We start from the raw sequence: 25,147 nt of genomic DNA, 5'->3' as shown, positions 1-25,147 counted from the left end.
CGCGCAGCGACGTCAGGGCTTGCTGGCGCCTGTCTTGTTGCTGTCTTGCGAACCGCTACCCTCCATGCCGGGCAAATCATGTTCATCATTCTGCGTGGCAGGCGGGCTGTCGGGGTCATTGCCCTGCAAGCGCGGGTCGGTATCCCGTGGCATCGGTTTTTCAATCGGGTTGAGGGTGCTGTCGACACCCGGCTGGGGCGCTGGGTTGTGCGGGTCGTCGGGGTAGGTCGGCCCGGTGCCGACCGCGAGGGCCAGCGGCGAAACAAACACGGCTGCGAGCAGGAAGGGGCGGATCATGGTGCAAGCTCCTTTGCATCGGGATGAGGGCTTCTACCTCGATTGGGCCGCCGAGCTGACGCCGGGTGCCCCCATCCCGATCAACGGTCACACCACCATCGACAACAACATGATGAAGATGATGCCCACCACCGAAAGGATGGTCTCCATCATGCTCCAGGTCTTGAAGGTCTCGGCCACGGTCATGTTGAAGTACTGTTTCACCAGCCAGAACCCAGCATCGTTGACGTGCGACAGGATCAGCGAGCCCGCGCCAGTGGCCAGCACCAGCAGCTCACGGTTGACCCCCGGTACCATGTCGATCACGGGTGCGACGATCCCTGCGCCGGTGATGGTGGCGACCGTCGCCGAGCCGGTGGCGATGCGGATCACCGCCGCCACCAGCCAGGCCAGCATGATCGGCGAGATTTCCGCCTGCACCGCCATCTGCCCGATCACGTTGCCGACCCCGGTATCCACCAGCATCTGCTTGAAGCCGCCGCCAGCCCCTACGATCAGCACGATGGCAGCGGTCGGTGCCAGGCTCTGGTCGAGCATCTTCATGATCTGCTGGCGGTTGAAACCACGCGCCGCGCCGAAGGTATAGAAGGCCAGCAGCAAGGCGGCGAGCAGGGCGGTGATGGGGTGGCCGATCAGGTCCATCCACTGCCGCACGATATGCTCGGCGGGCAGCACCACGTCGGCAAAGGTCTTGAGCAGCATCAGCGCCACCGGCAGCAGCACCGTGAGCAGGGTGACGGCGAAGCTCGGCAGGTTGCCCTGGTCGGACTCCTTGGCGATCTGGTCCATCAGCTCCTGGGACGGGTTACCGGGGATGTAACGCGAGATGAAGTTGCCGAACAGCGGGCCAGCGATGATCGCGGTAGGCAGCGCCACGATCAGGCCATAGAAGATGGTCTTGCCGATGTCGGCATTGAAGATGCCGATCGCCAACAGCGGCCCCGGGTGCGGCGGCACCAGGCCGTGAACCACGGACAGGCCGGCCAGCAGCGGGATGCCGATTTTCACCAACGAGACCCCGGAACGCCGGGCGACGATGAATACCAGCGGAATCAGCAGCACGAAGCCGATCTCGAAGAACAGCGGGATGCCGACCAGGAAGGCGGCGAACATCATGGCCCAGTGCACGTTCTTCTTGCCGAAGGCGCGGATCAGCGTCTGCGCGATCTGGTCGGCGCCGCCGGAATCGGCCATCAGCTTGCCAAGCATGGTGCCCAAGGCGAGCACGATGCCGACGAAGCCCAGTACGCCGCCAAAACCGTCCTGGAACGATTTCATCACCTTGGCCACCGGCATGCCGGAGGTAAGGCCGAGGAAGCCGGCCGCGAGGGTGAGGGCGACGAAGGGGTGAACTTTGAAATGGGTGATCAGCAGGATCAGCCCGATGATGGTTACCAGGGCGTCGAGCAGCAGGAAGGTATCAGTAGCCAGTCCGAACATGGTTTTTATGCCTCGGTCTTATCGTTGTTTTGGGCGTTGCTTTATTGAACTTCAGGCGCTTTCATTGGTCGAGACAGCGCTGTCTTTGGTGAGCCGGAAAAACCGCCTGGTTCAGGCCGTTTGCGCCAGGTCCCGCTCACCGCAGGGCTTTAGCCAGCTGTCTACCGTCTCGGCAAGCACATTGATGGGCTGGGTGGCGTCCAGGGGCAGCGTCAGCGGCTCGCCATGCGGGGCTTCGAGGGCTGCAAACTGGCTGTCGATGAGGCTTGCCGGCATGAAATGCCCAGGGCGGGCCAGTACGCGCTTTTCTGCCTCGGCAGGGGTGAGTTCGAGGAACACAAACACCAGGCCGGGCATGGAGGCGCGCAAGGTATCGCGGTAGCGGCGCTTGAGGGCAGAACAGGTGAGGATCGGGCGCTCGCCCGCGTTGACCGTGGCCTGCAGCTCCTGGCCCAGGTGCACCAGCCAGCCGGCACGGTCGTTGTCGTCCAGCGGGATGCCAGCGCTCATCTTGCGGATGTTTTCGGCAGGGTGAAAAGCGTCGCCTTCGATCAGGCGGCCGCCGCTTCTGGCGGCAATGGCGGCACCGACGCAGCTTTTGCCGCAGCCAGCCACGCCCATCACCACAATGGCGGACAGGGGAGAATTCATCAGTACCTCCTGCGGGGTGAGGTAGCGCTGTCTCGTCGCTGACGAACAGCCACCTACCCGGTGTTATTGGTCTTGTCCTTACGCAGTATGGACGCTTGGCAGCGAGCACGCGGAACGGCTACCAAAGATTACATTGCCTGCGTCCTGAGACAGCGCTACCTTAGTGGCCGTTCCCCTCCCTTGGCAAGTAGTAAAATTACAACATTCATGTCCCGAACAGGCTCCCGCACCACCGGTCGTCCCACCCTGGCAGAAGTCGCCAGGCTTTCCGGGGTTTCCCCGATCACCGCATCCCGCGCCTTGCGCGGGGTCAGCACGGTTGCCCCGGCGCTGGCCGAAAAGGTTGCCGCTGCTGCGGCGAGCCTGGGCTATGTCGCCAACCCGGCCGCCCGCGCACTCGCCTCGGCCCGCAGCCAGTCGGTGGTGGTGCTGATCCCGTCATTGTCCAACCAGTTGTTCATCGACACCCTCGAAGCCATTCACGAGGTGATGCGCCCGCGCGGGCTTGAGGTTTTGATCGGCAACTATCACTACGATATTGCCGAAGAAGAGAACCTGATCCGCAACTACCTGGCCTACCAGCCTTGCGGCATGCTGCTGACCGGTTTCGAGCGCAGTGACGCATCGCGACAGATGCTGGCGGCCAGTGGCGTGCCCTGCGTGCACATGATGGAGTTGGGTGGCGAGGCGGGTGCATTGTCGGTGGGCTTTTCGCAGCAACAGGCCGGGCGTGCGGCTGCCAAGCACCTGATCGAACGCGGGCGGCGGCGCTTGGCGTTCATTGCCGCGCAGCTCGACCCGCGGGTGATGCAGCGCGCCGAGGGGTTCCGCCAGGCCCTGAGCGAAGCGGGGCTGCAAGCGACTGAGCTGGAAATCCTGGCGCCCGAGCCTTCTTCCATCGCGTTGGGCAGTGCGTTGTTCAGCCAGCTGATGCAGCAGGCGCCGGATGTCGACGGCATCTTTTTCTGCAACGACGACCTGGCCCAGGGCGCTGTGCTGCAGGCGCTGCGCCAAGGGGTTGAGGTACCGCGGCAGGTGGCGATGGTGGGGTTCAACGATTTGCCCGCCTCGGCGCACATGGTGCCGCGGTTGACCTCGATTCGCACACCTAGGGCGGCCGTAGGCCGGGGGGCGGCACTGGCGCTGCTGACGTTGCTTGACGGCAAGCGGGTGACCAACGAGCAGCAGGACCTTGGGTTCGAACTGATGGTGCGCGAGAGTTCTTGAGGCTTAGAGTTCTTCAGGCTCAGCGCCTCGTGTTTGAAGGCCTCGGGGACTAATTACAAAGTGATATCAATGTGCTTGCACGGCGCTGTTGCCCATCTATGCTCAGGAAACCCCGCGCATAAAGGAGCCCGGCGTCATGTTCGATTTCCATCGCAAGTCCGACCTCGTCGAGATCCAGCGTAGTCACCAGGCACTGGCCAGTGCGCAAGCAAAGCTCGCGGCAATCAGCCGTTCGATGGCGATGATCGAGTTCGCGCCGGATGGGACCATTCTCGACGCCAACGAGCGCTTCTGCCAGGCCATGGGTTACAGCGTCGAAGAATTACGCGGCAAGCATCATCGGCTGTTCTGCGACTCGGCCTACGTCAAGACAGCCGAATACCAGCAGCTCTGGCGCGAACTGGGGCAGGGCAAGGCTATCAGCGGCACCTTCGAGCGGGTCGACAAGGCAGGGCGTGAGGTCTGGCTTGAAGCCAGCTATATGCCGGTGCTGGATGAGCAGCGGCAAGTCACCAGCGTGATCAAGGTGGCGTCGGACATCAGCCAGCGGGTCATGCAGGAGCACGAGAGTGAAAGCCTGCTCAAGGCCATCGGCCGCTCCATGGCTGTGATCGAGTTCACCCCTGACGGCCGGGTCATCAAGGCCAACCCGAATTTTCTCACCACCATGGGCTATCGCCTGGAAGAGGTGGTGGGGCGCCACCACGGGCTGTTCTGCCTGCCGCAGGAGCGGGAGTCGTCGGCGTACCGGGAGTTCTGGGCGTCGCTCAACCGTGGGGAATACCACTCGCACCGCTTCGAGCGGGTCAACAAGCAAGGCCAGACGGTCTTTCTTGAAGCCTCTTACAACCCGATCTTCGACAGCAAGGGCCGGCTGTACAAGGTGGTCAAGTTCGCCAGCGATATCACCAGCCAGGTCTGCACCCAGCAAAGTGCCGCCGATGCCGCCCACGCCAGCTCCATGCAGACCGATGCCTGCGCGCGCAAGGGTACCGAGGTGGTGCAACAGGCGGTGCAGGTGATCGAGCAGATTTCCCAAGAGCTCAATGACGCGGCGCGCAGCATCGACGCGGTGAGCAAACAGTCGGATGTGATCGGCCAGATTGTCCTGACCATTCGCGGTATTGCCGACCAGACCAATTTGCTGGCACTGAACGCCGCCATCGAAGCGGCACGTGCCGGCGAGCATGGGCGCGGGTTTGCCGTGGTCGCTGATGAAGTGCGCAACCTGGCGGCGCGTACCAGCAAGGCAACCTTGGAGATCGTCGATGTGGTGCGCCAGAACCACGACCTGTCGCTGTTGGCGGTGGCCAGCATGCAGTCGAGCCTGACCCGCACCGGCCATGGCGTCGCCCTGGCCAACGAAGCCGGCACGGTGATCATGGAAATCCAGCAGGGCTCACGCCACGTGGTCGATGCGATCAGCCAGATCAGTTCGACGCTGCAATTGCACTGAGGGCGTCGGCCAGTTCGTGCAGCAAGCTCTGCATGCTGGCCTGCAGTTGCTGCCTTAGTTCAGCCGTAGGCAGCCCTTGGGCTTGCGCATGCTCGATGGCTTCGCAGTCCTTGACCAGTGTGCGTACCTTGAGCATTTTTGCCCCGCCCTTGATGCGATGGGCCAAGGCACGCACCGCATCGCCACTGGCGTCGGGGCCGAGCGCACGCAGCGCGGCCAGGTCTTCGCTGGCGCTCTGCGACAATTGTTCCAGCAGGTGCCGCGTCAGTTGTTCATCGTCCTGAGTCAGGTGGCGCAATTCGTTCAGGTTGAAACCACTGCCTTGGGCTGGCACAGGCTGCGCATGCACGCTGGCGTGCGGCAGGTGGGTTTTGAGGGTTTGCAGGCCAATGGGCTTGAACAGGCATTCATCCATGCCACTGGCCAGGCAGCGTGCACGCTCTTCAGCCTGTGCGTTGGCGGTGACGCCGAGAATCCGGCAAGGCGCCAGCGCGCCTTCGCTTTCGAGGCTGCGGATGCGCCGAGTCAGTTCGTGGCCGTCCATGATCGGCATGCTGCAGTCGGTGATCACCAGGTCGAACCGGGCCGCCTGCCAGCGCGTCAGCGCCGCTTCGCCGTTCTCAGCCAGGGTCACGCGATGCCCCAGCGTGTTCAGTTGCCGCTCCAGCAAGAGCAAATTGGCAGGGTAGTCGTCGACCACCAGAACGTTCAGCGGGCCGCTGCTGCTTTCAAGGACAGGGGCAAGCGCTTCGGCAGGCGCGGGCGCCTGGCTGGCCGGCAGTTGCAGGCTGACCTGCACCTTGGTGCCCACGCCTTCGACGCTGTGCAGGCTGAGCGTACCGCCCATCAGTTCGGCCAGGGTACGGCTGATGACCAGCCCCAGGCCAGCGCCCTGGCGTGCCCGCGGGCCGTCGGCCTGGGCGAAGGCATTGAACAGGCGTGCCTGGTCTTCAGGGCTGATACCAATGCCGGTGTCACGCACGCACAGCTCAACTTGCATCTCGCCGCTGCTGCCTTGGGCCGACAGGGTCAGGCTGGCATGCACTTCACCGCGCTCGGTGAACTTGATGCCGTTGCTGATCAGGTTGGAGAGCACCTGCTTGAGCCGCAGCGGGTCTGCCATGACCCAACCCGCTGAAGGTGGCAGCGCACTGTGCAGGTGCAGGCCTTTGATCCGCGCATTGCCTTCGAATACCCGCAGCGTGTTGCGTACCAGTTCGACCAGGTTGCAGGGGACCGGTTGCAAGGTCATGTGCCCAGACTCGATACGCGAAATGTCGAGGATGTCGCCGATCAGCTCCAGCAGACCGATGGCCGAATCGTGGGCAGTCTGCAAGGTCTGGGTATCGCAGCGGCCGGCGCGACTGTCTTCCAGGGCCAGTTCGAGCAGGCCGATCACCGCGTTCATGGGTGTGCGGATTTCATGGCTCATGGTGGCCAGGAAGGTGCTCTTGGTCTGGCTGGCCTGTTCGGCGTCGTCCTTGGCCTGGCGCAGCTGTTCGAGCAGGCCGCGGCTCAATGCCAGCTGGGCCTGCAGGGCATGCTGGGCGTCGGTGCGCTGGTGGATCAGTTTGCGCAGGTAGCTGTTCCAGAACACCACCCCGGCCAGCAATAGCGCCGACAGTACCAGCACTTGCAGCGCCAGCGTGCGGTAATCGCGCCATGGGCTGTCACTGACCAGTGTGCTGGTGCGCCAGCGGTTGATCAGCTGGTCCAGCTCTTCTGGCGGGATGCTCAGCAGTGCCTTGTCGAGAATGGCCTGCAGTTGCGGTTGGTCCGAGGCCACCGCAAATGCCGCGATGGCCGGGCTGTCGTCCAGCACACTGGCGATGCGCAGCTGGTTCTTGAACACGTGGTTGATGTAGTAGGTGGCGTTGATGTGGTTGCTCAAGGCCACGTCGGCGGCGCCGTTGGCCACTGCTTCCATCAGCCCGAGGGGGTTGTCCACTTCGACCACCTTGGCGCGTGGGTAGCGACGCTTGAGTTCTGCCCGTTGCGGCGAACCGCGTACCAAGGCTATGCGCTGGCCATCGAGGGCCTTGGCCTGGGCAGGCGATGTCGCGTCGTTGCGGGTGACCAGTACCCGTGGGCTGACCAGGTAGGGGCGGGTAAAACGCAATTGCCTGGCGCGCTCCGTGCCGTAGCCCAGGGCGCCGATCATGTGCGCCTCGCCGCGCCCCAGGCGCTCGAGCATCGCCTGCGCCGACTGGCTTTCCAGCGGCTTGAACTGCAGCCCGGTGCGCAGGGATATCTGCTTGAGCAGTTCCAGGGTGATGCCGCTGGCGCGGTGCTGTGCGTCGTTGAAGGTCAGCGGCGCCAGCGACGTGTTGACCAGCACTTTGACGGTGGGGTTGCGGGCGATCCAGTCGGTTTCTTCAGCGGTCAGGGCCGCCAGGTGGCGCTCCAGCAGCAGGCTGGTATTGCCGCTGGTCCAGCGGCGCAGGATGGTCAGGCGCTCGCTTTCGGTGATTCTGCCCAAGGCCTTGTCGATCAGGCTGCGCAGGCGTTGGTTGTCGTTGGCCAGGGCAAACGCGAAGGTGCCGGGCGGCACCTTGCAGAAGTGGTCGATCTTTACCGTGCCCTGGTAACTCTTGCCGATGAGAAAATCCGTGCTGATGGCATCGCCCAGGTAGGCATCGGCCTCGCCCAATTCCACTGCGGCAAGGCCCGCCAGGGTTGAGCGGTACAGGCTCAATTGCGCCTTGGGGTAGAGCGCGCTCACGGTATTGGCGGGCAGGTAGTGGTCGACCATCGCAAGGCGCAGGCCATTGAAGTCTGGGGTGTTTTTCAAGGTGCGGCCTTCGCGCGTAACGATCACCGGCAGGTCGTCGGCGTAAGGCTCGCTAAGGCCGAGCTGGGCATCCGCCGCCTCGAATGCGTTGGAGCTACCCAGCAGGTCGATGCGGCCGTCGCGCAGCGCGGCAATCGCTTGGTGGCGGTTGTCGAAACGCCGGACTTCGATCGGGACGCCCAGTTGCTCGGCGATGATGCCTGCATAATCGGCGCTCAGGCCCTCGTAATCATGCTGGCTGATGTTGATTTCGAACGGCGGGTAATCAGGCCGCGAACTGCCCAGCACCAGGCGGCCGCGCTGCTGCAGCCATTGGCGGTCCTGGTCGCCCAGTTGCAAGGGCGCTGCGGCGCTGATCGAGCGCGCCAACAATTGCCTCGGTTCGCTGTCGGCAAACAGGCCGGTGGAGCCGGCCAGGCCGATGACCAGTAGAACGCTCGCCAGCAGGCGCTTCATGGCAGCTGGGCTCAGTTAACGCTGTTGCGCTTGGCCAGGTCGACCATTTCCACCAGCGATTCGGTCTTGAGCTTGTCCATGATGCGGCCGCGATAGGTGCTGATGGTCTTGGCACTGAGGTTCATGCAGGTGCCGATATTCTTGTTGTTTTCGCCGCGCGCAAGGCGCCGCAACACTTCCATTTCGCGGTTGGACAGGCTGCCCAGGCGTATCGACTCGCTCTCCAGCGAGTTGCTGTTGACCGACATCTGCGGGAAGGTCGAATAGCCTTTGACCAGGGCCTTGAGTGCAAACAGCAAGGCTTCGTGGTCTTCGTCTTTGGTGACGAAGGCGCCGATGCCGGCATCCAGGCAGCGCCGTACATAAAGGTCGGTGGCCTGGCCGGTCAGCACCATGATCTTGGGCACCGGCTCGAGGCACTGAAGCCGCTTGATCACCTCCATGCCGTCCAGGCCGGGCAGGCCGATGTCCAGAAGCACCACGTCCGGCCGCAGTTCACGCGCCACCTGGGCGACTTCGCTGCCATTGGCGACTTCGCCGACGACGTTAAAGCGCTCCCGTTCGAGCAATAGGCGCAGGGACAGCCGGACGATAGGGTGGTCGTCGACGATCAGGACGGTTGTCATCAAGAAAACTCCTGTAGGGGTGTGGTCCGCTTCCTGGAACACTCAGGAATACGTCTGCAAGTGGGGTTATCGGAAGCGCTGCAAGATACGACCATTCCCGAAGTTTGGTAATGCCGAGTATAGGACTGTTGATTAACCTAGTAGGAATTGTTGAAAAGTCCTACAAAAAACGGGGATAAGCACCGCCAGCGTGGCGTGACGATGCCTATTTGCGCAGGGCTGTCAGGCGCAAGCGGGGTGGGGTTTGACTACGCGCAGGGTCGAGGCAGGGTTGTTGGCCAGCGCTTGGCCGACCCGTGTCGGGCGTGCCAGCAACTGGCCGGCGCAGTTGGGGCAGCGGCCGTGCAGGCGAGTGTCGGCACAGGTACGGCAGAACGTGCATTCGAACGAGCAGATCAACGCGTCCGGGCTATCCCCCGGCAGGTCGGCGTTGCAACACTCGCAGTTGGGTCGAAGTTCCAGCATTGGCATGGCTCCTGTTTGCAGGCGGGAGCCTTGAGTCTGCTACGCCAGTGCCAAGGCTGGCAATGCTCAGTCGCCGGGGCGATAGAGGTGTGCGTGCCCGGCCCGGTACAGGGCCGATTCGGCGAACGGCGTATCGCCCAGCACATGGCCGACGAGGATCAGCGCGGTACGGCGAAAATCCTTGAGAGCAACGCGTTCGACGATGTCTTCCAGGGTGCCACGCACCCAGTCCTGGTCCGGCCAGGTGGCGCGATGGACCACGGCAACCGGGCACTGTTGGCCATAGTGGGGTAACAGCTCGCTGACGATCCGCGGCAGGTGTTTCACGCCCAGGTGGATGGCCAAGGTGCTGCCATGGCGCGCCAGATCGGCCAGTTGCTCGCCGGGGGGCATCGGCGAGCTGTCGCCGAAGCGGGTCAGAATCACCGTTTGCGAGACCTGCGGCAAGGTCAGCTCGCAGCCCAGCAACGCCGCGCTGGCGGCGGTGGCGGTGACACCCGGAATGATCTGGTAGTCGATGCCCAGCTCACGCAGGTGGCGGATCTGCTCGCCGATCGCGCCATACAGGCTCGGGTCACCGCTGTGCACCCTGGCCACGTCCTGGCCTCGTGCGTGTGCCGTGCGCATGGCGCTGATGATCTGCTCCAGGTGCAGCTCGGCGCTGTTGATCACGGTCTCGGCCTGGTGGCCATCGAGTACGGCAGCGGGCACCAGGGAGCCGGCATAGATGATCACCGGGCACTGGCGGATCAGGCGCTGGCCCTTGACCGTGATCAGTTCCGGGTCGCCGGGGCCGGCGCCGATGAAGTAGACCGTCATGGAAAATCCTTGCAATGAATGGTTGGCGCAATTATCGCCCGCAGGCCAGGGCGAGGGTAGCCGGCCCGTACACCTGGCGGGTAACCAGCAGCCTGGCAGCGCCGAGGTGCTGGCTGGCCATGGCCAGCGCCGCGCTCTCTGCCACACCCCAGCAACCGCTGTGTGCGTGGGCAATGACCGAGCGATGGCTGAGCAGCGGTTCGTAGGGGGCAAGTTGCCTGTCATCGTACAGCAGCAACGGCACGCCGAGGCGCGTGGCGAGTAGCTGCAAGCCGGGTTCGTCGGCCTTCAAGACGATGCTGGCGATACCGCGCAGCGCTGGCAGTGCCAGGCCGTGGTGGTCCAGGGCCTGGCGCAGCAGGGTTTCGAGGGTGTCCGCCGGGCAGCCCCGGCGGCAGCCGAAGCCGGCGTACAGTGCCGGCATCGAGGTGTCGACCGCCATCAGGCCTGGCTGGAGCGGCGGAACAGCCACGCGCTGAGCAGCCCCAAGGCCACCCAGAAGGCCGCGTTGGTTAGCCAGGAGGCGATCTTGAACTGCGCTTCCAGGGCCTCGGGTGCGAGGCTCTGATGAACCTCAGGTTGCGGTGCGCCGATGACATGCGGCAGCACCAGCAACACCGCGCCCAGCGCCTTCACCAGCCAGTGGCGGGCGAACACCAGCAGTGCCAGGCCTAACGCGGTGGCACTTGCGGTGCCGATCCACCAGGCCTGACGTTGCCCCAGGTCAGCGGCGGCGGTGCCCGGCAGCTCCGGTGGCAGGCCCAGGGTAGGGGCCAGGCAGAACACCGCGAAGCCTGCCAGGCCCCACAGCGCCCCTGTCGCTGCGCGCTTGGGCTCACGCAGGCTGTACAAGGCGGCGAGTATCAAGGCGAAGCCGACCGCGACCACCAGGTTGCCGCCGGTGGTGGACAGGATGCGCTGCCAGCCATCTTCGGGCGACCAGGCTTCGTCGCTGTGTTCATGCGCCGCGGCCCCTTCGGCGCCGTGTGCGTGATGCTCGGCAGCAGGGGCTGCAGACTCGTAGGTTTCCGCCTCAAGGATCAAAGGAGCAACCCAGAAGCTTTGCAGCAGGGTCAGCAGCAAGGCTGCAAGCAGCCCGCTGAAGCCCGCGGTACGGGCGATGCGCGTGATCATGGGGCGTACTCAGTGGCAGGGGAAGGCAGCGCTGTGACGGGTGTCGTGGGCCGCGTTGTGCACGGCCTCGATGTGCGAGAAGCCGGCAAAGTAGACCAGGCACAGGCCGAGCAGGCTGGCGCCGACGGCGATGACGACACGCTGACTGAGGGTAACGGGGGTGGCAATGCTGTGTTTGGCGCTGGTGACGGGCATGACGCGTTCCTCTGCTTTTTGTGGGCAACGGGCAAGCGCGGCAGCCCCGAACGTGATCCGCCCAGGGGAATGCGACAGCGCCCGCCCACCGCGGGGGTGTTGTTCATGAACGCCAGGCCGGTCTCCGGGCTAACGAGGAGGAGCAGCGCTCCTGAAAAGCGCCCCTTCCCATGCCAGATGATGCGGCACAGTGGTCTAGACGCTTCGCTCGCTTACCGTTGCGGGGGCAGCACCGGGTTTGTCCGGCCCTGATTGAGGGCCTGTGACGCACCGGTTTCCCGTTTCACCCCTGAAGGGGCACCTGAACGCGAGGCATTAGGAGACCACGAGGCAGGTTTTGCGTCAATTGCACAGCGGTTCGCGCGCGAAAAGTATTTCAGAAGTTGTAGGTGACCCGGCCGAAGTAGTAGCCACCGTAAGCTGTTGCGGCTGGCGCTGCTGGCCTCGGCCGGTGAGATGCCGTTGGTGACCTATGCGCCGGAAGCGGCGCAGTTGCCGGTGACGATCACCGTGCCCAGTGCCGAGGCGGCGGGTTCGCTGGCCATCGCGATTGCGGTGTGATTGCCATTGCCGGAGCGGCCAGCGTCACGCCTGCAGGCGATTACCGGCAATCTCGCCGAACAGCTCCACCGGCTCCTGCAGGTTGCCCAGATAACGCGGATGGAACAGCCACAAACCCAGCCCTTGGCCGCTGGCGACGAGCCCCAGTTGCAGGTCGGTGCCAATGGTCTCCAGGTTGATCGACAAACTCAGCCCCTGTTCGCTCAAGGCACGCTGCAGCCCCGCGCGAAAACCGCAGCCGTCAGGGTTGAGCACCCAGCCGCTGGTGACCTGGGTGCGCAGCACCGGGTAGGTATCACGTATCTGCGCCAGGGCGTCGAGCAGCACCACATCGCCCAGGGTCTGCGGCACGCCTAGGCGCAAGGTGCCCGACGGGGCACCGTCATTGGCCACCAATTCACGCAGCGAGTCGATCTCGCGCAGGATCGCCTTGCATTGCTCATACACCCGCAGGCCCATTGGCGTGGGCTTGAGCGGTTTGGTGTTGCGGTCGAGGAGGGTGGCGCCGAGGTCTTCCTCGAAGTTCTGCACCCGGCGGGTGATGGCCGGCTGGGTCAGTGCCCGTCAGGCGCTTTCGCGGGCCACCAACTCGCACGTCAGCAGGTTCAGGCGCTGCACTTCGCCTTCATGGGCGACCACGCCCAGGTGCTGCAACACGCGCAAGGCCGCCACCTCGCCAATCTCCCGCGACGGCGGCCTGAGTGTGGTCAGGCTGGGCAACAGCATGTCGGCGAACGGGTAGTCGCCAAAGCCGACGATCGCCATGTCTTGCGGCAGCCGCAGCCCTGCACGTTGGCCGGCGAGCACGGCGCCTGCGGCCAGGTTGTCGTTGGCGAAGAGGATCGCTTCGGGCCGCGGCGCACGGCGGATCAGCGCTTGCATCGCCTGCTTGCCCGCCTCGAACGGCGCGCAATCAGCCGAGGGCACGAAAACCCAGGGCTCAAGCCCGGCATCGCGCAAGGCCTCGATGTACCCGTCGCGCCGCTCCAGCGCACTCAGGTCACCGGCCGCGCTGTTCTGCACGAAGGCAATGCGTCGATACCCTTTGTCCAGCAGGTAGCGGCATGCCTGCACGCCCACCTGGTGATGCAGAAAGCCGACCTGCAAGGGCGCCCGCTCGGGGCGGTAATCCCAGATTTCCACCACCGGCACGTCTGCCTCGGCCAGCATCTTTTCAGTCGCCGGGCTATGAAAATGGCTGGTGACCACCAGCGCTGCGGGCGACCAGCCGAGGAAGGCGCGTACTGCGCTCTCTTCCTGTTCTTCGCTGAAGTAGCTGGACGCCAACAGCAACTGATAGCCGTGGCGGCTGAGGGTGTCGCTGAAGGCCTGGATGGTCTGGGCGAAAATGGGCCCCGAGATGTTCGGTATCACCATGCCAACAATGCGCCCCCGCGCCGAGGCGAGGCCACCGGCAACCAGGTTAGGGACATAGCCCAGCGCCTGCACGGCAGCCTCAATGCGCTCGCGCAGGGGCGGCGACACTTGCTCGGGCTGGTTGAAGTAGCGCGACACGCTGATTGCCGAAACCTCGGCGGCGCGTGCCACGTCGGCCAGCGTGGCACGGCCTGCGCCACGACGCTTGCGGGGTGGATCATTGGCCTGGCTCACGGGCTCGCCTCCTGGGGAAATGGCGCGATGTTAGCGCTAACGTAAGGGCTGCTGACAAATAGCTTTATTGCATATTAATCTGACTTTTAAGTATTTGACGTGCTAAGCAACAGGCTCTGATACTTGTTCATGTTAGCGCTAACAAGCGCTGCTGTTGGCAAGCGCCTGCCACTCGCTCGAGCGAGACCAGACAACCACAGCACCCTCCGTGTCGGCCCGTGAATGTGGGCCTGGTCTGGTCCCATAAGGCAGTGAGCAGCATGCAGACAACTCCGTTTCCAACCACGCAACGCCGGCCGCTGGTAGCGGCTATTCTGTTGGCCGCCTTCGGCCAGGGCGCCCAAGCCGCTGAACCTGCCCAAGCAGCGCAAGCCACGGCGCTGGGCGCGGTGACCGTCACCGCCACCCGCCGCGAGGCCACCCTGCAGGAAGTACCCGTGGCGGTATCGGTGATCGACGGTGAGCAGCTCGAGCGTGACAACCGCAACAACGTGGCCAGCATCGTTCAGCAGGTGCCAACCCTCAATTACCGTGCAGGCGCTTCGAACAAGGACACGTCGCTGTTCATCCGTGGTGTCGGCACCATTTCCACATCCCCCGGCGTCGAACCTACCGTGGCCACGGTGGTCGACGGCGTCGTGTTTGGCCGCCCCGGGCAGTCTACCCTCGACCTGCTCGACCTGGAGCGCATCGAGGTACTGCGTGGCCCGCAAGGCACGCTGTTCGGCAAGAACGCCTCGGCCGGTGTGCTGAACGTGGTCAGCAAGGCCATCCCCGAGCACACCCAGGGTTATGTGGACTACTCGCACTTTGGCGGTGGCGACGAGAACCGCCTGCGCTTCGGCATCGGTGGACGCCTCAGCGAACAGCTCAAGGGTTCGCTGAGCACCCTGTGGGGCGACTACGACGGCAATGTCGAAAACGTCGCCAACGGCCAAGACGTCAACGGTTACCAACGCAAGGGAGCCCGTGGCAAGCTGGAGTTCGAACCCAGCGAAGAGCTGCGCCTGACCTTGATCGCCGACTACATGAAAGGCGAAGACACGCTGCCCAGCGGTGTGATCACCCGCGCGAGTGCCGGGGTTGCCGACCCACTGCGCCCCGTCACGCCAAGTACCCACAACCGCGACATCAACAGCGACTTCAAGACCCATGTCGAAGACCAGAACCAGGGCCTGTCGGCCCAGCTCGACTGGCAGCTGGGTGACTACACGCTGACCTCGATCAGCGCCTGGCGCGGCTGGGACAACACCCAGTACCAGGACGGCGACCGCCGTGCATTGCTGCCCGTGACTGCCTCCCATGACAAGGGCACTGTGGACTATGACCAGTACAGCCAGGAGTTTCGCCTGACCTCGCCCAAAGGGCAGTTCAACGAGTACGTGCTCGGCGCCTTCTACATGCACGGCACCTCCAACGAAACCTACCGGCGCCTGTCGGTCAACGACAGCGTGGCCAACAACGGGCGGGCGGAATACTCGACAAGCAACGACAGCGTCGCGCTGTTCGGTGAGAACACCTTCAACTTCACTGACGACTTGCGGGCCATCTTCGGCCTGCGCTGGACCCACGACGACCTGGAATACGATCACCGCCGCGTCTCTACCTCGGCCACTGCGGTCACCGGCATCCAGCCCTCGACGGCAAGCTCGGGTTCGGTGGATGAAGACGGCTGGAGCGGGCGCACCGGCCTGCAGTACGACTTCAGCGACAACCTGACTGGCTACGTCACCTATTCGCGCGGCTACAAAGGCCCGGCCTACAACGTGTTCTTCAACATGCAGCCGCGCGACACTGACGCCCTCAAACCGGAAACCTCCGACGCCTACGAAATCGGCCTGAAAAGCACGGCGCTAGACAACCGCCTGACGGCCAACCTGGCGGTATTCCACACCGACTACGACAACTACCAGGCCAACTTCTTCGACACGGTGGCCAACCAGGTGGTAACCCGCCTGGTCAACGCCGGCAAGGTCAAGACCCAGGGTGTGGAGCTGGACGCCAGCTTCCAGGCCACGTCGCAATTGAAGCTCACCACGGCGGTGGCCTACACCAAGGCCCGTGTCGATCACTTCAACTGCCCGGCAGGGGCGGCCGCCAACTGCAACATCGACGGTGGCCACTTGCCGTTTACCCCGGACTGGAAGACCTACGTGCGCGCGGACTACGTGATCCCGCTGGACAACGGCCTGGATGTCGAGCTTTCCAGTGACTACAGCTGGCAGGACGCGGTGCAGTTCAGCCTCGACCAGAACCCCGACACCATGCAAGGCGCCTACGGCATCTGGAACGCCAGCATCGCCTTGGCCGACTACAACGACGGCTGGCGCGTGGCGTTGTTGGGCAAGAACCTGGTTGACAAGTCGTATGCGCAGATGCTGGCCAGCGGCGGTGACTATATCTACCGCTCCGTGCCGCGCGATGACGGGCGCTACTTCGGCGTGCAGGTGCGCAAGGACTTCTGACTAACCGCAGCATGCCGGGCACGCACGGTTGGATGGCAGAAGCACCCACCGTGCAGACAGCTTGCTTGCGACCTTAATCCTTCACAAGGAGATCGACATGCGTCGCCAACTCAGCCTGGGCGCCTTCCTCATGGCCACCGGGCACCACGTGGCCGCCTGGCGCCACCCGGACGTACCGGCCGACCCCATGGACTTCAGCAGCTACCGCCGCGCCGCGCAGATCGCCGAGGCTGCCTGCTTCGACGCGTTGTTCGTCGCTGACAGCGTCGCCGCGCCAACTGACGCCTTGGCCAGCCACAGCGCCCGCTCCACCTACTTCGAGCCGCTGACCTTGCTCTCGGCACTGAGCGCAGTCACCGAGCACATCGGCCTGATCGCCACCGCCACCACCAGTTACAACGAGCCGTACCACGTGGCCCGCAAGTTCGCCTCGCTGGACCATCTGTCCGGTGGCCGCGCCGGCTGGAACCTGGTCACCTCCGATGCGGCCGCCGAAGCCGGCAACTTTGGCCGCCAGGCGCATATCCCGCATGCCGAGCGTTATGCCCGGGCCCGTGAGTTCCAGCAGGTGGTACAGGGCCTGTGGGACAGCTGGGCGGACAATGCCTTCGTGCGTGACAAGGCCAGCGGGTTGTTCCACCGCCCTGATGGCGTGCGCGCACTGAACCATGCCGGTGAGCACTTTCGCGTCAAAGGCCCGCTGAACGTTGCACGTTCGCCCCAGGGGCGGCCCGTGCTGGTTCAGGCCGGGTCCTCGCAAGCCGGTCGCGAGCTGGCCGCGCAAACTGCCGAAGTGGTGTTTACCGCGCAACCGAGCCTGGTCCGCGCCCAAGCCTTCTATGCCGACCTCAAGGACCGCCTGGCCGCGTACGGGCGGCACGAGGATTCGCTGAAGATCATGCCCGGCGTGTTTGTGGTGGTCGGGCACAGCCAGGCTGAAGCCGAAGAGAAGTTCCAGCAATTTCAGGAACGGGTCGACCCGCGTGTAGGCGTCGGTTTGCTCGGGCGCATGCTCGGCAACTTCGACCTGTCCGGTTACCCGCTTGACGGCCCGCTGCCCGAACTGCCGCCCACCGAAGATGGCCAGCGCAGCCGCCAGCAACTGCTTACCGAACTGGCCGGCAACGAACAACTGACACTGGCGCAGCTGGGCCGGCGCATCGCCGGCGGGCGAGGGCACTACAGCCTGATCGGCACTGCGACGCACATCGCCGATGAACTGCAGGCCTGGTTCGAGGGCCGCGGCGCTGATGGCTTCAACGTGCTGGTGCCGCACTTGCCCCTCGGGCTTGAGGATTTCGCCCACCAGGTCGTGCCCGAACTGCAGCGCCGCGGGCTGTTCCGCCGACAGTACCAGGGCCGAACCTTGCGTCAACACCTGGGCCTGCAACGCCCTGCCAATCCCTTCTTTACCGAACGAGGTCAACCATGAGCTACGCCGCCAACCCCGAGCGCTACGCGCGCATGCCTTACCGCCGTGTCGGCCGCAGTGGCCTGGTGTTGCCGGCCCTGTCCCTGGGCCTGTGGCACAATTTTGGCGACGCGACGCCTATCGACACCCAGCGCGCCTTGCTGCGCACGGCATTCGATGCCGGCATCAACCACTTCGACCTAGCCAACAATTACGGCCCGCCCTATGGCAGCGCCGAGCGCAATTTCGGCCGGTTGCTGCGTGAGGACCTGCGCAGCTACCGCGACGAGCTGATCATCTCGAGCAAGGCGGGTTGGGACATGTGGCCTGGCCCGTACGGGCAGGGCGGCAGCTCGCGCAAATACCTGATCAGCAGCCTGGACCAGAGCCTGCAGCGCCTGGGCCTCGATTACGTCGACATCTTCTATTCGCACCGCTTCGATGCCGACACCCCGCTGGAGGAAACCGCCATTGCCCTGGCCGACATCGTGCGCCAGGGCAAGGCGCTGTATGTGGGCATTTCTTCCTACTCGGCCGGCAAGACCGCCGAGATTGCCGCACTGCTGGCTGAACTGAAAGTGCCATTGCTGATACACCAGCCTTCGTACAACCTGTTCAACCGCTGGATCGAGCGCGACCTGCTGGCCACCACCGACGCGCTCGGCGCCGGGGTGATCGTGTTCACCGCGCTGGCGCAGGGCCTGCTCAGCGACAAGTACCTGAACGGCATTCCCGCCGATGCCCGGGTCAACCGCGCTGGCGGTGGCTCGTTGTTGCCTCAGCACCTGTCGCAGGCCAACATCGCCCGTGCCCGTGCGCTCAACGACATTGCCCGTGAGCGTGGCCAGAGCCTGGCCCAGCTGGCCCTGGCTTGGACGCTGCGCGACCCGCGCGTGAGTTCGGCGCTGATTGGCGCGAGCCGGCCCGAGCAGATCATCGAAAACGTTGCCGCGCTCGACAACCTGGCGTTCACCCCCGAGGAGCTGGCGGCCATCGACCAGTACGCCGTGGAAGGCGGGATCAACCTCTGGGAAAAACCCTCGACCGACTGGAAGGAGTGACCGATGCGTGTGCTACGCCTTGCCGTCTTGCTGCTGCTGAGCTTTGTTGGAACTGCCCAGGCGGCGGACCCTGCGACGTTACGTATTGGCTATCAGAAGGGTTCGATCAGCCTGGTCCTGGCCAAGCAGCATGGTTTTCTGGAGCAGCGTTTTGCCAATACCCGGGTCCAATGGATCGAGTTCCCGGCCGGCCCACAGATGCTCGAGGCTCTGAATATTGGCAGCCTCGACATCGGCTCCACCGGCGACATCCCGCCGATCTTCGCCCAGGCGGCTGGTGCCGACCTGCTGTACATCGGCGCGGAACCACCCAAGCCGCAAGCCGAGGTGATCCTGGTGCCCAAGGGCAGCGCGGTCGCCAGCGTCGTTGACCTTAAGGGCAAGCGGATTGCCCTGCAGAAAGGTTCCAGTGCGCATAACCTGTTGCTGCGCAGCCTGGCCAAGGCCGGCTTGAGTATCCGCGATGTGCAGCCGGTGTACCTGGCGCCCGCCGATGCCCGCGCCGCGTTCGAGCGCGGCAGCGTGGATGCCTGGGCGATCTGGGACCCGTTCTATTCGGCGATCGACCTGGAGGGCAAGGCGCGGCTGCTGGCCGACGGCCAAGGGCTGGGGTTGATCGGGCCGTTCATGCTGGGGGCGCGTGGTTATGTCGAGGCAAATGGAACGTTCGTTGGCCAACTGCTCGATGAGATCAGCCGGGCCGAGGCCCTCACGCGCAGCGATGAAGCGGGCAGCATTCAGTTGCTGGCAAAGTTCATGGGGTTGCCGGAGGAGGTGGTACGGCGCAGCTTCAGCCATCGGCCAGCTTCGCCCGTGATACCGGTGAGCAATGAAATCATCGCGGCGCAGCAGCGCACGGCGGAGCTGTTTTTCCAGAACAAGGTGCTGCCCAAGCAAGTGGATATCGCCGGAGCGGTGTGGCAGCGGGATTGCACCTGTACTGTGGTGGGGGAGGCTGGCCCCACCACAAAAAATTAATCTAAATCAGATAGCTAGAGTTATATGTTAATAAGTTGCTTAAGGTGACTTTAAAGAGCTGCTGGCGGTTTCCAGGGTCAACCCCGCGCAAACGCCAGCAGCTTCTCGCCATCGAGCCGATACCGAAGCCACTCACTCTGCGCCTCGGCGCCCAACGACTGGTAAAACCCGATTGCCGGCGCGTTCCAGTCCAGCACGCTCCATTCCAGGCGCCCGCAATTGTTCTGCACGGCCTCGCTGGCAATATGGCGCAGCAGTTTGCGCCCAGCGCCATCGCCGCGCTGCTCGGGCGTCACGTACAGGTCTTCGAGGTAGATGCCATTGCGCCCGAGCCAGGTCGAGTAGCTGTAGAAATACACGGCAAAACCAATCGCCAGGCCATCACGCTCGCAAATCAGGCTGTGCACGGTACTGCCTTCGTCAAACAGGCTGCGCTGGATGTCGTCGACAGACGCAACGACCTCGTGCCGGGCACGTTCGTAGTCGGCAAGCTCGGTGATGAATGCCAGAATCTGCGCGGCATCGGTACGCACGGCGGGGCGAATGGTGAGGCTCATGGGGCAGGCTTCCTTGAACTGAACGAGATCGGTACAGTATTTGTATCTATTTAATTTAGCGAAATTGTACCGGTCGCAAGGTAGGGCGACTCCGTTAGTGTGACAGCACCAATAATGATTGTGGAATGCCTGCCATGCTTGCCTCTGCCGACCTGCTGACAGCTTTTGTGCTGTTTGCCTTCGTATCCTCCATCACCCCGGGGCCGAACAACACCATGCTGCTGGCCTCGGGCGTGAACTTCGGCGTGCGCCGTTCGATCCCGCATGCCATTGGCATCAGTGTCGGTTTCATGGTCATGGTGCTGGCAGTCGGTTTAGGGCTGGGTGAGGTGTTCAAGGCATGGCCGGCGCTGTACACCATCCTGCGCTACACAGGCGCCGCCTACCTGCTGTACCTGGCCTGGAAGATCGCCACCTCGGGGCCGATCGGCACAGCCTCGGGCAGCGCCCGCAAACCGTTGGGCTTCTGGGGCGCTGCGGCATTTCAGTGGGTCAACCCCAAGGCCTGGGTAATGGCAGTGGGGGCAATCACCACCTACACACCGGCCCAGGGGTACGTGATGAACGTGGTCGTCATCGCCGCGCTGTTCGCCCTGGTCAACCTGCCCAGCGTCGGGGTCTGGGTCATGTTCGGCAGCGCCTTGCGCAACCTGTTGCAGAACCCGCGTTGGCTGATGCTGTTCAATGTCCTGATGGCCGTGCTACTGGTGATTTCGCTATACCCGCTGCTGTTTGTAGAATCGGCGTTTTCATAGACCGATGAGTACAGCAAGCCCATGCAGTTGATCCCGTGGTCCCACCATTGCTCCGAAGGCTTTACCCTGCGCGGCTGGCGTACGCCGGCCAGTGGCAAGCCTTTGCTGCATTTTCTGCATGGCAACGGCTTCTGCTGTCTGGCCTACCAGCCGTTGCTGATGCGCCTGGGCGAGCACTTCGACCTGTGGCTGTGCGATGTGCAAGGCCATGGCGACAGCGACCATGGCGGTGCGTTTCGCGGCTGGAACCGCACGGCTGAATTGGCAGTGGAGGCGTTCGAGCGCGGGCGTGGCGAATATGGCGAGGTGCCGCGTGTTGCCCTCGGGCACAGTTTTGGTGGCGTGCTCTCGGGGCTGATCCTGGCCAGTAAGCCGCAGTTGTTCGAGCGCGCCGTGCTGCTCGACCCGGTGTTGTTCAGCCGCAGCATGATTGGCGTGATGGGCGCCGCCGCGCTGGTTGGCCTGCACCAGCGCCACGCTTTGGCGCGCAAGGCTGCCAGCCGCCGCAGCCATTGGCCCGATCGTGAAACGGCGCTGGCCTCGCTGCAGGGCCGCGGTATCTTCAAAGGCTGGAGTGATGCGGCGCTGCAAGCCTATGTCGAGCATGCCATTGGCGATTGCGGCGAGGCGGTGGTACTCAAGTGTCGGCCCAGCCGCGAGGTGGAGATTTTCAGTTCGTTCCCCAAACGCATGTGGGCGAATCTGGCAGCGATCCAGACACCGACGCGGGTGCTGTATGGCGAACAGACCTACCCCTTCGTGCCACATTCGGTGAAGCGCCTGGTGGCGCTGAACCCGAACGTGACTGCCCAGCAGGTCGCGGGTGGGCACTGTTTCATGCAGGAGGACCCAGCGATGACAGCAGCGTCCGTGCTCAGCTTTCTAAACTGAAGTTTGTCCTATTGATGGAACGATGCATGCCATTTCAGCTGTCTACCGCCTGATTGGTATCATTGGTAAGGTGATCCCAGCCAAGAGAGGAGACTTCTCATGAAAAAGATTCTGGGTATTCACCGCAGCCCTCACCCCCACTGGGTAGGCGATGGCTTCCCGGTGCGCAGCCTGTTCACCTATGACAACCTGGCCAGCCAGATCAGCCCGTTCCTGTTGCTGGACTATGCCGGCCCGCACACCTTTACCCCGACCAGCGCCCGGCGCGGCGTCGGGCAACATCCGCACCGTGGTTTCGAGACCGTGACCATCGTCTACCAGGGCGAACTGGAGCACCGTGACTCGACGGGGGCGGGTGGCCTGATCGGCCCAGGCGACGTGCAATGGATGACAGCTGCCAATGGCATCCTCCATGAAGAGTTCCACGCCCCGGCGTTTGCCCGCAGTGGCGGTACGCTGGAGATGGTGCAGCTGTGGGTCAACCTGCCTGCGCGTGACAAGCGCGCTGCGGCGGGGTACCAGACGCTGCTGGCCACGGACATCCCTGTGGTGGCGCTGGACGGCAACGGTGGCAGCCTGCGGGTGATCGCGGGTGAGTACCAAGGGCAGCCAGGCCCTGCGCGAACCTTTACCGCCATGGATGTCTGGGACATGCGTTTGAACGCCCAGTCGAGCGTGCAACTGCCCGTCGCGACGGGGCGTAATGCAGCCCTGGTGGTGTTGCGCGGCAGCGTGCGGGTCAACGGTGAACGCGAAGCCGGGCCGGCCAGCCTGGTGCTGTTCGAGCGTAGCGGTGAGGGCATTGCCATCGAGGCGCTGGAAGACGCCAGCGTGCTGTTGCTCAGCGGTGAACCGATCGATGAGCCGATCGTTGGCTACGGGCCGTTCGTGATGAACAGCGAGGCAGAAATCGCAGAATCGTTCGATGATTTCCATGCCGGACGGTTCGGGCAGATGCCGGCCGAGACCGCTCGTCGTTAACTGCCAGCAGCCGATCGAACAGTACAGGCCCACCCGCGATCTTCCACTAAGGTGCTAGATGATTCCCCGCACGATCATTGCTCCGGCGCATGGACGGCCGCCGGAGGATGCGCAATATCAATTGGCACCTTGCCTGGCAAAGGCGTACCTAACCAATAGGCCATCCAGTACAGAGAGGGTCGTACAATGTCGTTGATAGGCGTTTCAATGCTGGAAATGCGGCAGATGATTGAGCAAGCCTGCCTGCCTGATCGCTGCGAAGTCAGTTGCGCGGATGGCGCTCACCTGACCATTCGCCTGGGCCAGGGGAAAAGCCTGGAAGAGGGGGTGACCCTGAGCGGGGTAGACCTGCAGGGCCTCAACAGTTGCCGCGACGTGGTGAACCTGCTTACGCAATTGCACGCGCTGCGTGACAAACCCACCACGCCGCTCAGGGCGATTGCCTGAGCCTGCCCGTAGAGCCCGGTCAGCCCAGGCTGGCCGGGCGCACATACTCCGGCATCAGGCCGTTGAACCAGAACAGGATCATCGACACCAGGATGGTCACCAGCACCAATAGGCCCACCCCCCACACACAGGCGGCGAACAGCATGGCCTGTTCTTTGCGCAAGCGTAAAAACGTCTGCAAACCGCCGAACAGCAGCACGCTGGCATACGCCGAGGCGGCCAACAGCGCCACCAGGGCCAGCCAGCGAATCGGCAGCAACCCGACCACTCCGGCAAAAAACCACGGCGTCGCGCAGTAGGCGGCAAAGCCGATGCATTGCTGCAGGCTGGGTTGTGCATCAAAGCCGCGTGACATCCAGCGGATCATCACCCCCATGATCATCACCCCCACCACCGTGACGGCATACAGCAGACACGCCAGCTGCGCCGCGCTGGCGAGGCTCAGGCGCACGCGTTCTTCGCCGGCAAGGCTCCAGCCAAAGGTGGTAGTGCCGGCGAATAGGCACACGGCAGGGATCAACGCCAACGCCAGCAGGCGCGGCAGGTATTGCTGCGGGTGGTCTTCTTCCGCCCGGCGGATCTCTATCCAGGCATCGGATGGGTGGGTGAAGAGCTTGAGCAACGGACTGTTCATGGCGATCTCCAGAAGGCATGGGCTCTTGTGCTATGGAGACGTGGTGTTGCCGGCAGGTTCAGCCCACTTGGCCGCCGTTGATCGGCTTATTGCAACTCCAGCAACAGGTTGAGCCCCCCGTCGCCGCACTTGCCTTGGTCGCGCACCACGCCGCGGTAACTGCGGCCGTCCCAGACGAACGCCACGCTGTGGGCACGGTCGACTTTGTCGGGCAGTGGCGGGCAGATGTGCAAACGCAGCGCAGGGCGGCCCTGCAGGTTGATGGCGGCGAGCTGGCATTGGCATTCAACGCTCTGTGCCACAGGGCCGAATAACGTATCGCGTACGTAATCGAGCTGCAGCGAGGCGTTGGGAGAGCGGCCGGGCATTTTCATCGGTGCGCAGCTCCATGGCAGGGCGTGTAGGTCATGTCGGGCTCCTCGAAAAGACTGACGCTGCTCATCTTTAGAAGCCTTACCGGCGAAGATGTTCAAGTTTTTACGCCATTACCCCGCCTTGCGCAGGGTCAGGTTGATGCGCCGTTCACCCATGCGCGGATGCACGCCGGGTTTGATTGGCAACACCCCATGAAAGCGCAAGCGGTCCTCACCGCCCCAGACCAGCACATCGCCATGGTTCAGCGGTACACGCTGGGTCTTGTCCGCGCGTTGTAACCCGCCCAACAGGAACACCGCAGGCAAGCCCAGTGAAATCGACACGATCGGCTGGTCGTAGTCCTGTTCGTTGCGGTCTTGGTGCAAGCTCAGGCGGGTACCAGGCAGGTAGTGGTTGACCAGGCAGGCGTCGGCGACAAAATCGTCAAAGCCTGCGATGGCGGCTGCGCGACCTGCCAGGCTGAGCAGAACGGGCGGTAGCGCAGGCCAGGGCATGCCGCTTTGCGGGTCGGTGGCGGTGTAGCGGTAGCCGTGCGCATCACTGACCCAACCCAGCGCACCGCAATTGGTCAGCGCTACGGCCATGTGCAGGCCGCCTGGCGTCTGCATGTGCCGGAACGGCGCGGCGCGCAGCACTGGGCGCAGGGCGTCGAGCAGGGCCTCGAGCTCGGCCAGGGCGAAACCGGGCAGCAGCACGGTGTGGCTGGCCAGGCGTTGCGGCTGGGGGCCGAACAGGTCGAGGTCGGACTGGATCATGACGGGCGCACCGAATGGGGTGCTGACCATTGTAATGCTGTTGGCGTGCATGGCCTATTCGCGCCAAGCCCGCTGCAACAAAAAGGAACCGCGGCACTCGGGAGAGTG

25 protein-coding genes, 2 pseudogenes and 1 riboswitch are annotated in these 25,147 nt (G+C 63.9%); of the genes and pseudogenes, 11 read left to right on the top strand and 16 right to left on the bottom strand.

The features are described 5' to 3' along the window. Positions 1-12 precede the first annotated feature (12 nt). The 3 genes from PC358_RS05390 to PC358_RS05380 all read right to left on the bottom strand — a co-directional run bounded on the left by PC358_RS05390 (position 13) and on the right by PC358_RS05380 (position 2,388). Positions 13-297: a hypothetical protein gene (locus PC358_RS05390; RefSeq protein WP_033698008.1), complete on the bottom strand. Its 285-nt coding sequence runs from the start codon at positions 295-297 to the stop codon at positions 13-15. Positions 298-384: 87 nt separating this feature from the next. After that, positions 385-1,737 (bottom strand): GntP family permease, encoded by a 1,353-nt coding sequence (locus tag PC358_RS05385; protein WP_033698007.1) that lies wholly within the window; start codon positions 1,735-1,737, stop codon positions 385-387. A 111-nt stretch (positions 1,738-1,848) separates the two neighbouring features. Then, the gene (locus tag PC358_RS05380; RefSeq protein ID WP_033698006.1) at positions 1,849-2,388 is read right to left on the bottom strand and encodes a gluconokinase; all 540 of its coding nucleotides are present in this window, start codon (positions 2,386-2,388) and stop codon (positions 1,849-1,851) included. Positions 2,389-2,595: 207 nt separating this feature from the next. Between PC358_RS05380 and gntR the strand changes: the two genes are divergently transcribed. From gntR to PC358_RS28380, 3 genes and pseudogenes are all read left to right on the top strand, one after another. After that, positions 2,596-3,615, top strand: coding sequence for an HTH-type transcriptional regulator GntR (gntR, locus tag PC358_RS05375; RefSeq protein WP_033698005.1), 1,020 nt, complete (start codon positions 2,596-2,598; stop codon positions 3,613-3,615). Positions 3,616-3,751: 136 nt separating this feature from the next. Then, positions 3,752-4,534, top strand: a pseudogene (locus PC358_RS28385) (PAS domain-containing protein); the annotation flags it as partial. Positions 4,535-4,576: 42 nt separating this feature from the next. After that, positions 4,577-5,071, top strand: coding sequence for a methyl-accepting chemotaxis protein (locus PC358_RS28380; RefSeq protein ID WP_238338555.1), 495 nt, complete (start codon positions 4,577-4,579; stop codon positions 5,069-5,071). Here PC358_RS28380 and PC358_RS05365 read toward each other — a convergent pair. The 9 genes and pseudogenes from PC358_RS05365 to PC358_RS05325 all read right to left on the bottom strand — a co-directional run bounded on the left by PC358_RS05365 (position 5,046) and on the right by PC358_RS05325 (position 13,729). Further along, positions 5,046-8,318: a transporter substrate-binding domain-containing protein gene (locus PC358_RS05365; protein WP_033698003.1), complete on the bottom strand. Its 3,273-nt coding sequence runs from the start codon at positions 8,316-8,318 to the stop codon at positions 5,046-5,048. The genes PC358_RS28380 and PC358_RS05365 overlap by 26 nt on opposite strands. A gap of 11 nt (positions 8,319-8,329) precedes the next feature. Beyond that, a complete protein-coding gene (locus tag PC358_RS05360) occupies positions 8,330-8,944 on the bottom strand; it encodes a response regulator transcription factor (RefSeq protein ID WP_033698002.1) in 615 nt (204 codons plus the stop codon). Positions 8,945-9,166: 222 nt separating this feature from the next. Continuing rightward, positions 9,167-9,409, bottom strand: a complete 243-nt coding sequence (locus PC358_RS05355) for a DUF1272 domain-containing protein (protein ID WP_033698001.1) — start codon at positions 9,407-9,409, stop codon at positions 9,167-9,169. A 66-nt stretch (positions 9,410-9,475) separates the two neighbouring features. Beyond that, complete coding sequence (gene cobM, locus PC358_RS05350) at positions 9,476-10,228, bottom strand: precorrin-4 C(11)-methyltransferase (protein WP_033698000.1); 753 nt, start codon at positions 10,226-10,228, stop codon at positions 9,476-9,478. 31 nt (positions 10,229-10,259) lie between these two features. Then, positions 10,260-10,652 carry a cobalamin biosynthesis protein gene (locus tag PC358_RS05345; RefSeq protein ID WP_033700058.1) on the bottom strand — a complete coding sequence of 131 codons (393 nt, stop codon included), beginning with the start codon at positions 10,650-10,652 and terminating at the stop codon, positions 10,260-10,262. Positions 10,653-10,669: 17 nt separating this feature from the next. Next, positions 10,670-11,362, bottom strand: a complete 693-nt coding sequence (locus tag PC358_RS05340) for a CbtA family protein (protein ID WP_033697999.1) — start codon at positions 11,360-11,362, stop codon at positions 10,670-10,672. Between the two features lie 9 nt (positions 11,363-11,371). Next, positions 11,372-11,557, bottom strand: coding sequence for a CbtB domain-containing protein (locus PC358_RS05335; protein WP_027593390.1), 186 nt, complete (start codon positions 11,555-11,557; stop codon positions 11,372-11,374). Between the two features lie 98 nt (positions 11,558-11,655). Beyond that, positions 11,656-11,877, bottom strand: a riboswitch (cobalamin riboswitch). Between the two features lie 265 nt (positions 11,878-12,142). Beyond that, positions 12,143-12,676: pseudogene (locus PC358_RS05330) on the bottom strand (LysR family transcriptional regulator); the annotation flags it as partial. A 6-nt stretch (positions 12,677-12,682) separates the two neighbouring features. Continuing rightward, the gene (locus PC358_RS05325) at positions 12,683-13,729 is read right to left on the bottom strand and encodes a LacI family DNA-binding transcriptional regulator (RefSeq protein WP_033697998.1); all 1,047 of its coding nucleotides are present in this window, start codon (positions 13,727-13,729) and stop codon (positions 12,683-12,685) included. A gap of 260 nt (positions 13,730-13,989) precedes the next feature. On the opposite strand from PC358_RS05325, the gene PC358_RS05320 reads away from it, so the two are divergent. The 4 genes from PC358_RS05320 to PC358_RS05305 all read left to right on the top strand — a co-directional run bounded on the left by PC358_RS05320 (position 13,990) and on the right by PC358_RS05305 (position 19,644). Next, positions 13,990-16,194 (top strand): TonB-dependent receptor, encoded by a 2,205-nt coding sequence (locus PC358_RS05320; RefSeq protein ID WP_033697996.1) that lies wholly within the window; start codon positions 13,990-13,992, stop codon positions 16,192-16,194. A 97-nt stretch (positions 16,195-16,291) separates the two neighbouring features. Beyond that, positions 16,292-17,626 carry an LLM class flavin-dependent oxidoreductase gene (locus PC358_RS05315; protein ID WP_033697995.1) on the top strand — a complete coding sequence of 445 codons (1,335 nt, stop codon included), beginning with the start codon at positions 16,292-16,294 and terminating at the stop codon, positions 17,624-17,626. Next, on the top strand, positions 17,623-18,666 hold the full coding sequence (gene mgrA / locus PC358_RS05310; RefSeq protein ID WP_033697994.1) for an L-glyceraldehyde 3-phosphate reductase: 1,044 nt from the start codon (positions 17,623-17,625) through the stop codon (positions 18,664-18,666). The genes PC358_RS05315 and mgrA overlap by 4 nt, the downstream gene beginning before the upstream one ends. A gap of 3 nt (positions 18,667-18,669) precedes the next feature. After that, positions 18,670-19,644, top strand: coding sequence for an aliphatic sulfonate ABC transporter substrate-binding protein (locus tag PC358_RS05305; RefSeq protein ID WP_050506060.1), 975 nt, complete (start codon positions 18,670-18,672; stop codon positions 19,642-19,644). A 77-nt stretch (positions 19,645-19,721) separates the two neighbouring features. On the opposite strand, the gene PC358_RS05300 is transcribed toward PC358_RS05305, so the two are convergent. After that, positions 19,722-20,201, bottom strand: a complete 480-nt coding sequence (locus PC358_RS05300) for a GNAT family N-acetyltransferase (protein ID WP_033697993.1) — start codon at positions 20,199-20,201, stop codon at positions 19,722-19,724. Positions 20,202-20,326: 125 nt separating this feature from the next. Here PC358_RS05300 and PC358_RS05295 point away from each other — a divergent pair, with 125 nt between their 5' ends. From PC358_RS05295 to PC358_RS05280, 4 genes are all read left to right on the top strand, one after another. Beyond that, positions 20,327-20,956, top strand: coding sequence for a LysE family translocator (locus PC358_RS05295; RefSeq protein WP_077068416.1), 630 nt, complete (start codon positions 20,327-20,329; stop codon positions 20,954-20,956). Positions 20,957-20,977: 21 nt separating this feature from the next. Then, positions 20,978-21,847, top strand: coding sequence for an alpha/beta fold hydrolase (locus PC358_RS05290; protein ID WP_033697992.1), 870 nt, complete (start codon positions 20,978-20,980; stop codon positions 21,845-21,847). A 99-nt stretch (positions 21,848-21,946) separates the two neighbouring features. Next, entirely contained in the window at positions 21,947-22,828 is an 882-nt protein-coding gene (locus tag PC358_RS05285) for a pirin family protein (RefSeq protein WP_033697991.1), read from the top strand. 186 nt (positions 22,829-23,014) lie between these two features. After that, entirely contained in the window at positions 23,015-23,275 is a 261-nt protein-coding gene (locus PC358_RS05280) for a DUF1652 domain-containing protein (protein ID WP_033697990.1), read from the top strand. A 19-nt stretch (positions 23,276-23,294) separates the two neighbouring features. Here PC358_RS05280 and PC358_RS05275 read toward each other — a convergent pair whose 3' ends face one another. The 3 genes from PC358_RS05275 to alkB all read right to left on the bottom strand — a co-directional run bounded on the left by PC358_RS05275 (position 23,295) and on the right by alkB (position 25,039). After that, positions 23,295-23,909, bottom strand: a complete 615-nt coding sequence (locus tag PC358_RS05275; RefSeq protein WP_033697989.1) for a Yip1 family protein — start codon at positions 23,907-23,909, stop codon at positions 23,295-23,297. 86 nt (positions 23,910-23,995) lie between these two features. Next, a complete protein-coding gene (locus PC358_RS05270) occupies positions 23,996-24,283 on the bottom strand; it encodes a hypothetical protein (RefSeq protein WP_033697988.1) in 288 nt (95 codons plus the stop codon). A 111-nt stretch (positions 24,284-24,394) separates the two neighbouring features. Continuing rightward, on the bottom strand, positions 24,395-25,039 hold the full coding sequence (gene alkB / locus PC358_RS05265; protein WP_033700048.1) for a DNA oxidative demethylase AlkB: 645 nt from the start codon (positions 25,037-25,039) through the stop codon (positions 24,395-24,397). Positions 25,040-25,147 lie beyond the last annotated feature (108 nt).

It is taken from the genome of Pseudomonas capeferrum (assembly GCF_000731675.1).
GTDB lineage: Bacteria > Pseudomonadota > Gammaproteobacteria > Pseudomonadales > Pseudomonadaceae > Aquipseudomonas > Aquipseudomonas capeferrum.
Note: the sequence above shows the minus strand (reverse complement) of the source record. Positions and strands in the feature narration are given on the sequence as shown.

What these genes read in the sequence shown, in the direction of transcription:
- PC358_RS05390 (WP_033698008.1), bottom strand. Translation starts at nt 297, where the DNA reads ATGATCCGCCCCTTCCTGCTCGCAGCCGTGTTTGTTTCGCCGCTGGCC.
- PC358_RS05385 (WP_033698007.1), bottom strand. Translation starts at nt 1,737, where the DNA reads ATGTTCGGACTGGCTACTGATACCTTCCTGCTGCTCGACGCCCTGGTA.
- PC358_RS05380 (WP_033698006.1), bottom strand. Translation starts at nt 2,388, where the DNA reads ATGAATTCTCCCCTGTCCGCCATTGTGGTGATGGGCGTGGCTGGCTGC.
- gntR (WP_033698005.1), top strand. Translation starts at nt 2,596, where the DNA reads ATGTCCCGAACAGGCTCCCGCACCACCGGTCGTCCCACCCTGGCAGAA.
- PC358_RS28380 (WP_238338555.1), top strand. Translation starts at nt 4,577, where the DNA reads ATGCAGACCGATGCCTGCGCGCGCAAGGGTACCGAGGTGGTGCAACAG.
- PC358_RS05365 (WP_033698003.1), bottom strand. Translation starts at nt 8,318, where the DNA reads ATGAAGCGCCTGCTGGCGAGCGTTCTACTGGTCATCGGCCTGGCCGGC.
- PC358_RS05360 (WP_033698002.1), bottom strand. Translation starts at nt 8,944, where the DNA reads ATGACAACCGTCCTGATCGTCGACGACCACCCTATCGTCCGGCTGTCC.
- PC358_RS05355 (WP_033698001.1), bottom strand. Translation starts at nt 9,409, where the DNA reads ATGCTGGAACTTCGACCCAACTGCGAGTGTTGCAACGCCGACCTGCCG.
- cobM (WP_033698000.1), bottom strand. Translation starts at nt 10,228, where the DNA reads ATGACGGTCTACTTCATCGGCGCCGGCCCCGGCGACCCGGAACTGATC.
- PC358_RS05345 (WP_033700058.1), bottom strand. Translation starts at nt 10,652, where the DNA reads ATGCCGGCACTGTACGCCGGCTTCGGCTGCCGCCGGGGCTGCCCGGCG.
- PC358_RS05340 (WP_033697999.1), bottom strand. Translation starts at nt 11,362, where the DNA reads ATGATCACGCGCATCGCCCGTACCGCGGGCTTCAGCGGGCTGCTTGCA.
- PC358_RS05335 (WP_027593390.1), bottom strand. Translation starts at nt 11,557, where the DNA reads ATGCCCGTCACCAGCGCCAAACACAGCATTGCCACCCCCGTTACCCTC.
- PC358_RS05320 (WP_033697996.1), top strand. Translation starts at nt 13,990, where the DNA reads ATGCAGACAACTCCGTTTCCAACCACGCAACGCCGGCCGCTGGTAGCG.
- PC358_RS05315 (WP_033697995.1), top strand. Translation starts at nt 16,292, where the DNA reads ATGCGTCGCCAACTCAGCCTGGGCGCCTTCCTCATGGCCACCGGGCAC.
- mgrA (WP_033697994.1), top strand. Translation starts at nt 17,623, where the DNA reads ATGAGCTACGCCGCCAACCCCGAGCGCTACGCGCGCATGCCTTACCGC.
- PC358_RS05305 (WP_050506060.1), top strand. Translation starts at nt 18,670, where the DNA reads ATGCGTGTGCTACGCCTTGCCGTCTTGCTGCTGCTGAGCTTTGTTGGA.
- PC358_RS05300 (WP_033697993.1), bottom strand. Translation starts at nt 20,201, where the DNA reads ATGAGCCTCACCATTCGCCCCGCCGTGCGTACCGATGCCGCGCAGATT.
- PC358_RS05295 (WP_077068416.1), top strand. Translation starts at nt 20,327, where the DNA reads ATGCCTGCCATGCTTGCCTCTGCCGACCTGCTGACAGCTTTTGTGCTG.
- PC358_RS05290 (WP_033697992.1), top strand. Translation starts at nt 20,978, where the DNA reads ATGCAGTTGATCCCGTGGTCCCACCATTGCTCCGAAGGCTTTACCCTG.
- PC358_RS05285 (WP_033697991.1), top strand. Translation starts at nt 21,947, where the DNA reads ATGAAAAAGATTCTGGGTATTCACCGCAGCCCTCACCCCCACTGGGTA.
- PC358_RS05280 (WP_033697990.1), top strand. Translation starts at nt 23,015, where the DNA reads ATGTCGTTGATAGGCGTTTCAATGCTGGAAATGCGGCAGATGATTGAG.
- PC358_RS05275 (WP_033697989.1), bottom strand. Translation starts at nt 23,909, where the DNA reads ATGAACAGTCCGTTGCTCAAGCTCTTCACCCACCCATCCGATGCCTGG.
- PC358_RS05270 (WP_033697988.1), bottom strand. Translation starts at nt 24,283, where the DNA reads ATGAAAATGCCCGGCCGCTCTCCCAACGCCTCGCTGCAGCTCGATTAC.
- alkB (WP_033700048.1), bottom strand. Translation starts at nt 25,039, where the DNA reads ATGATCCAGTCCGACCTCGACCTGTTCGGCCCCCAGCCGCAACGCCTG.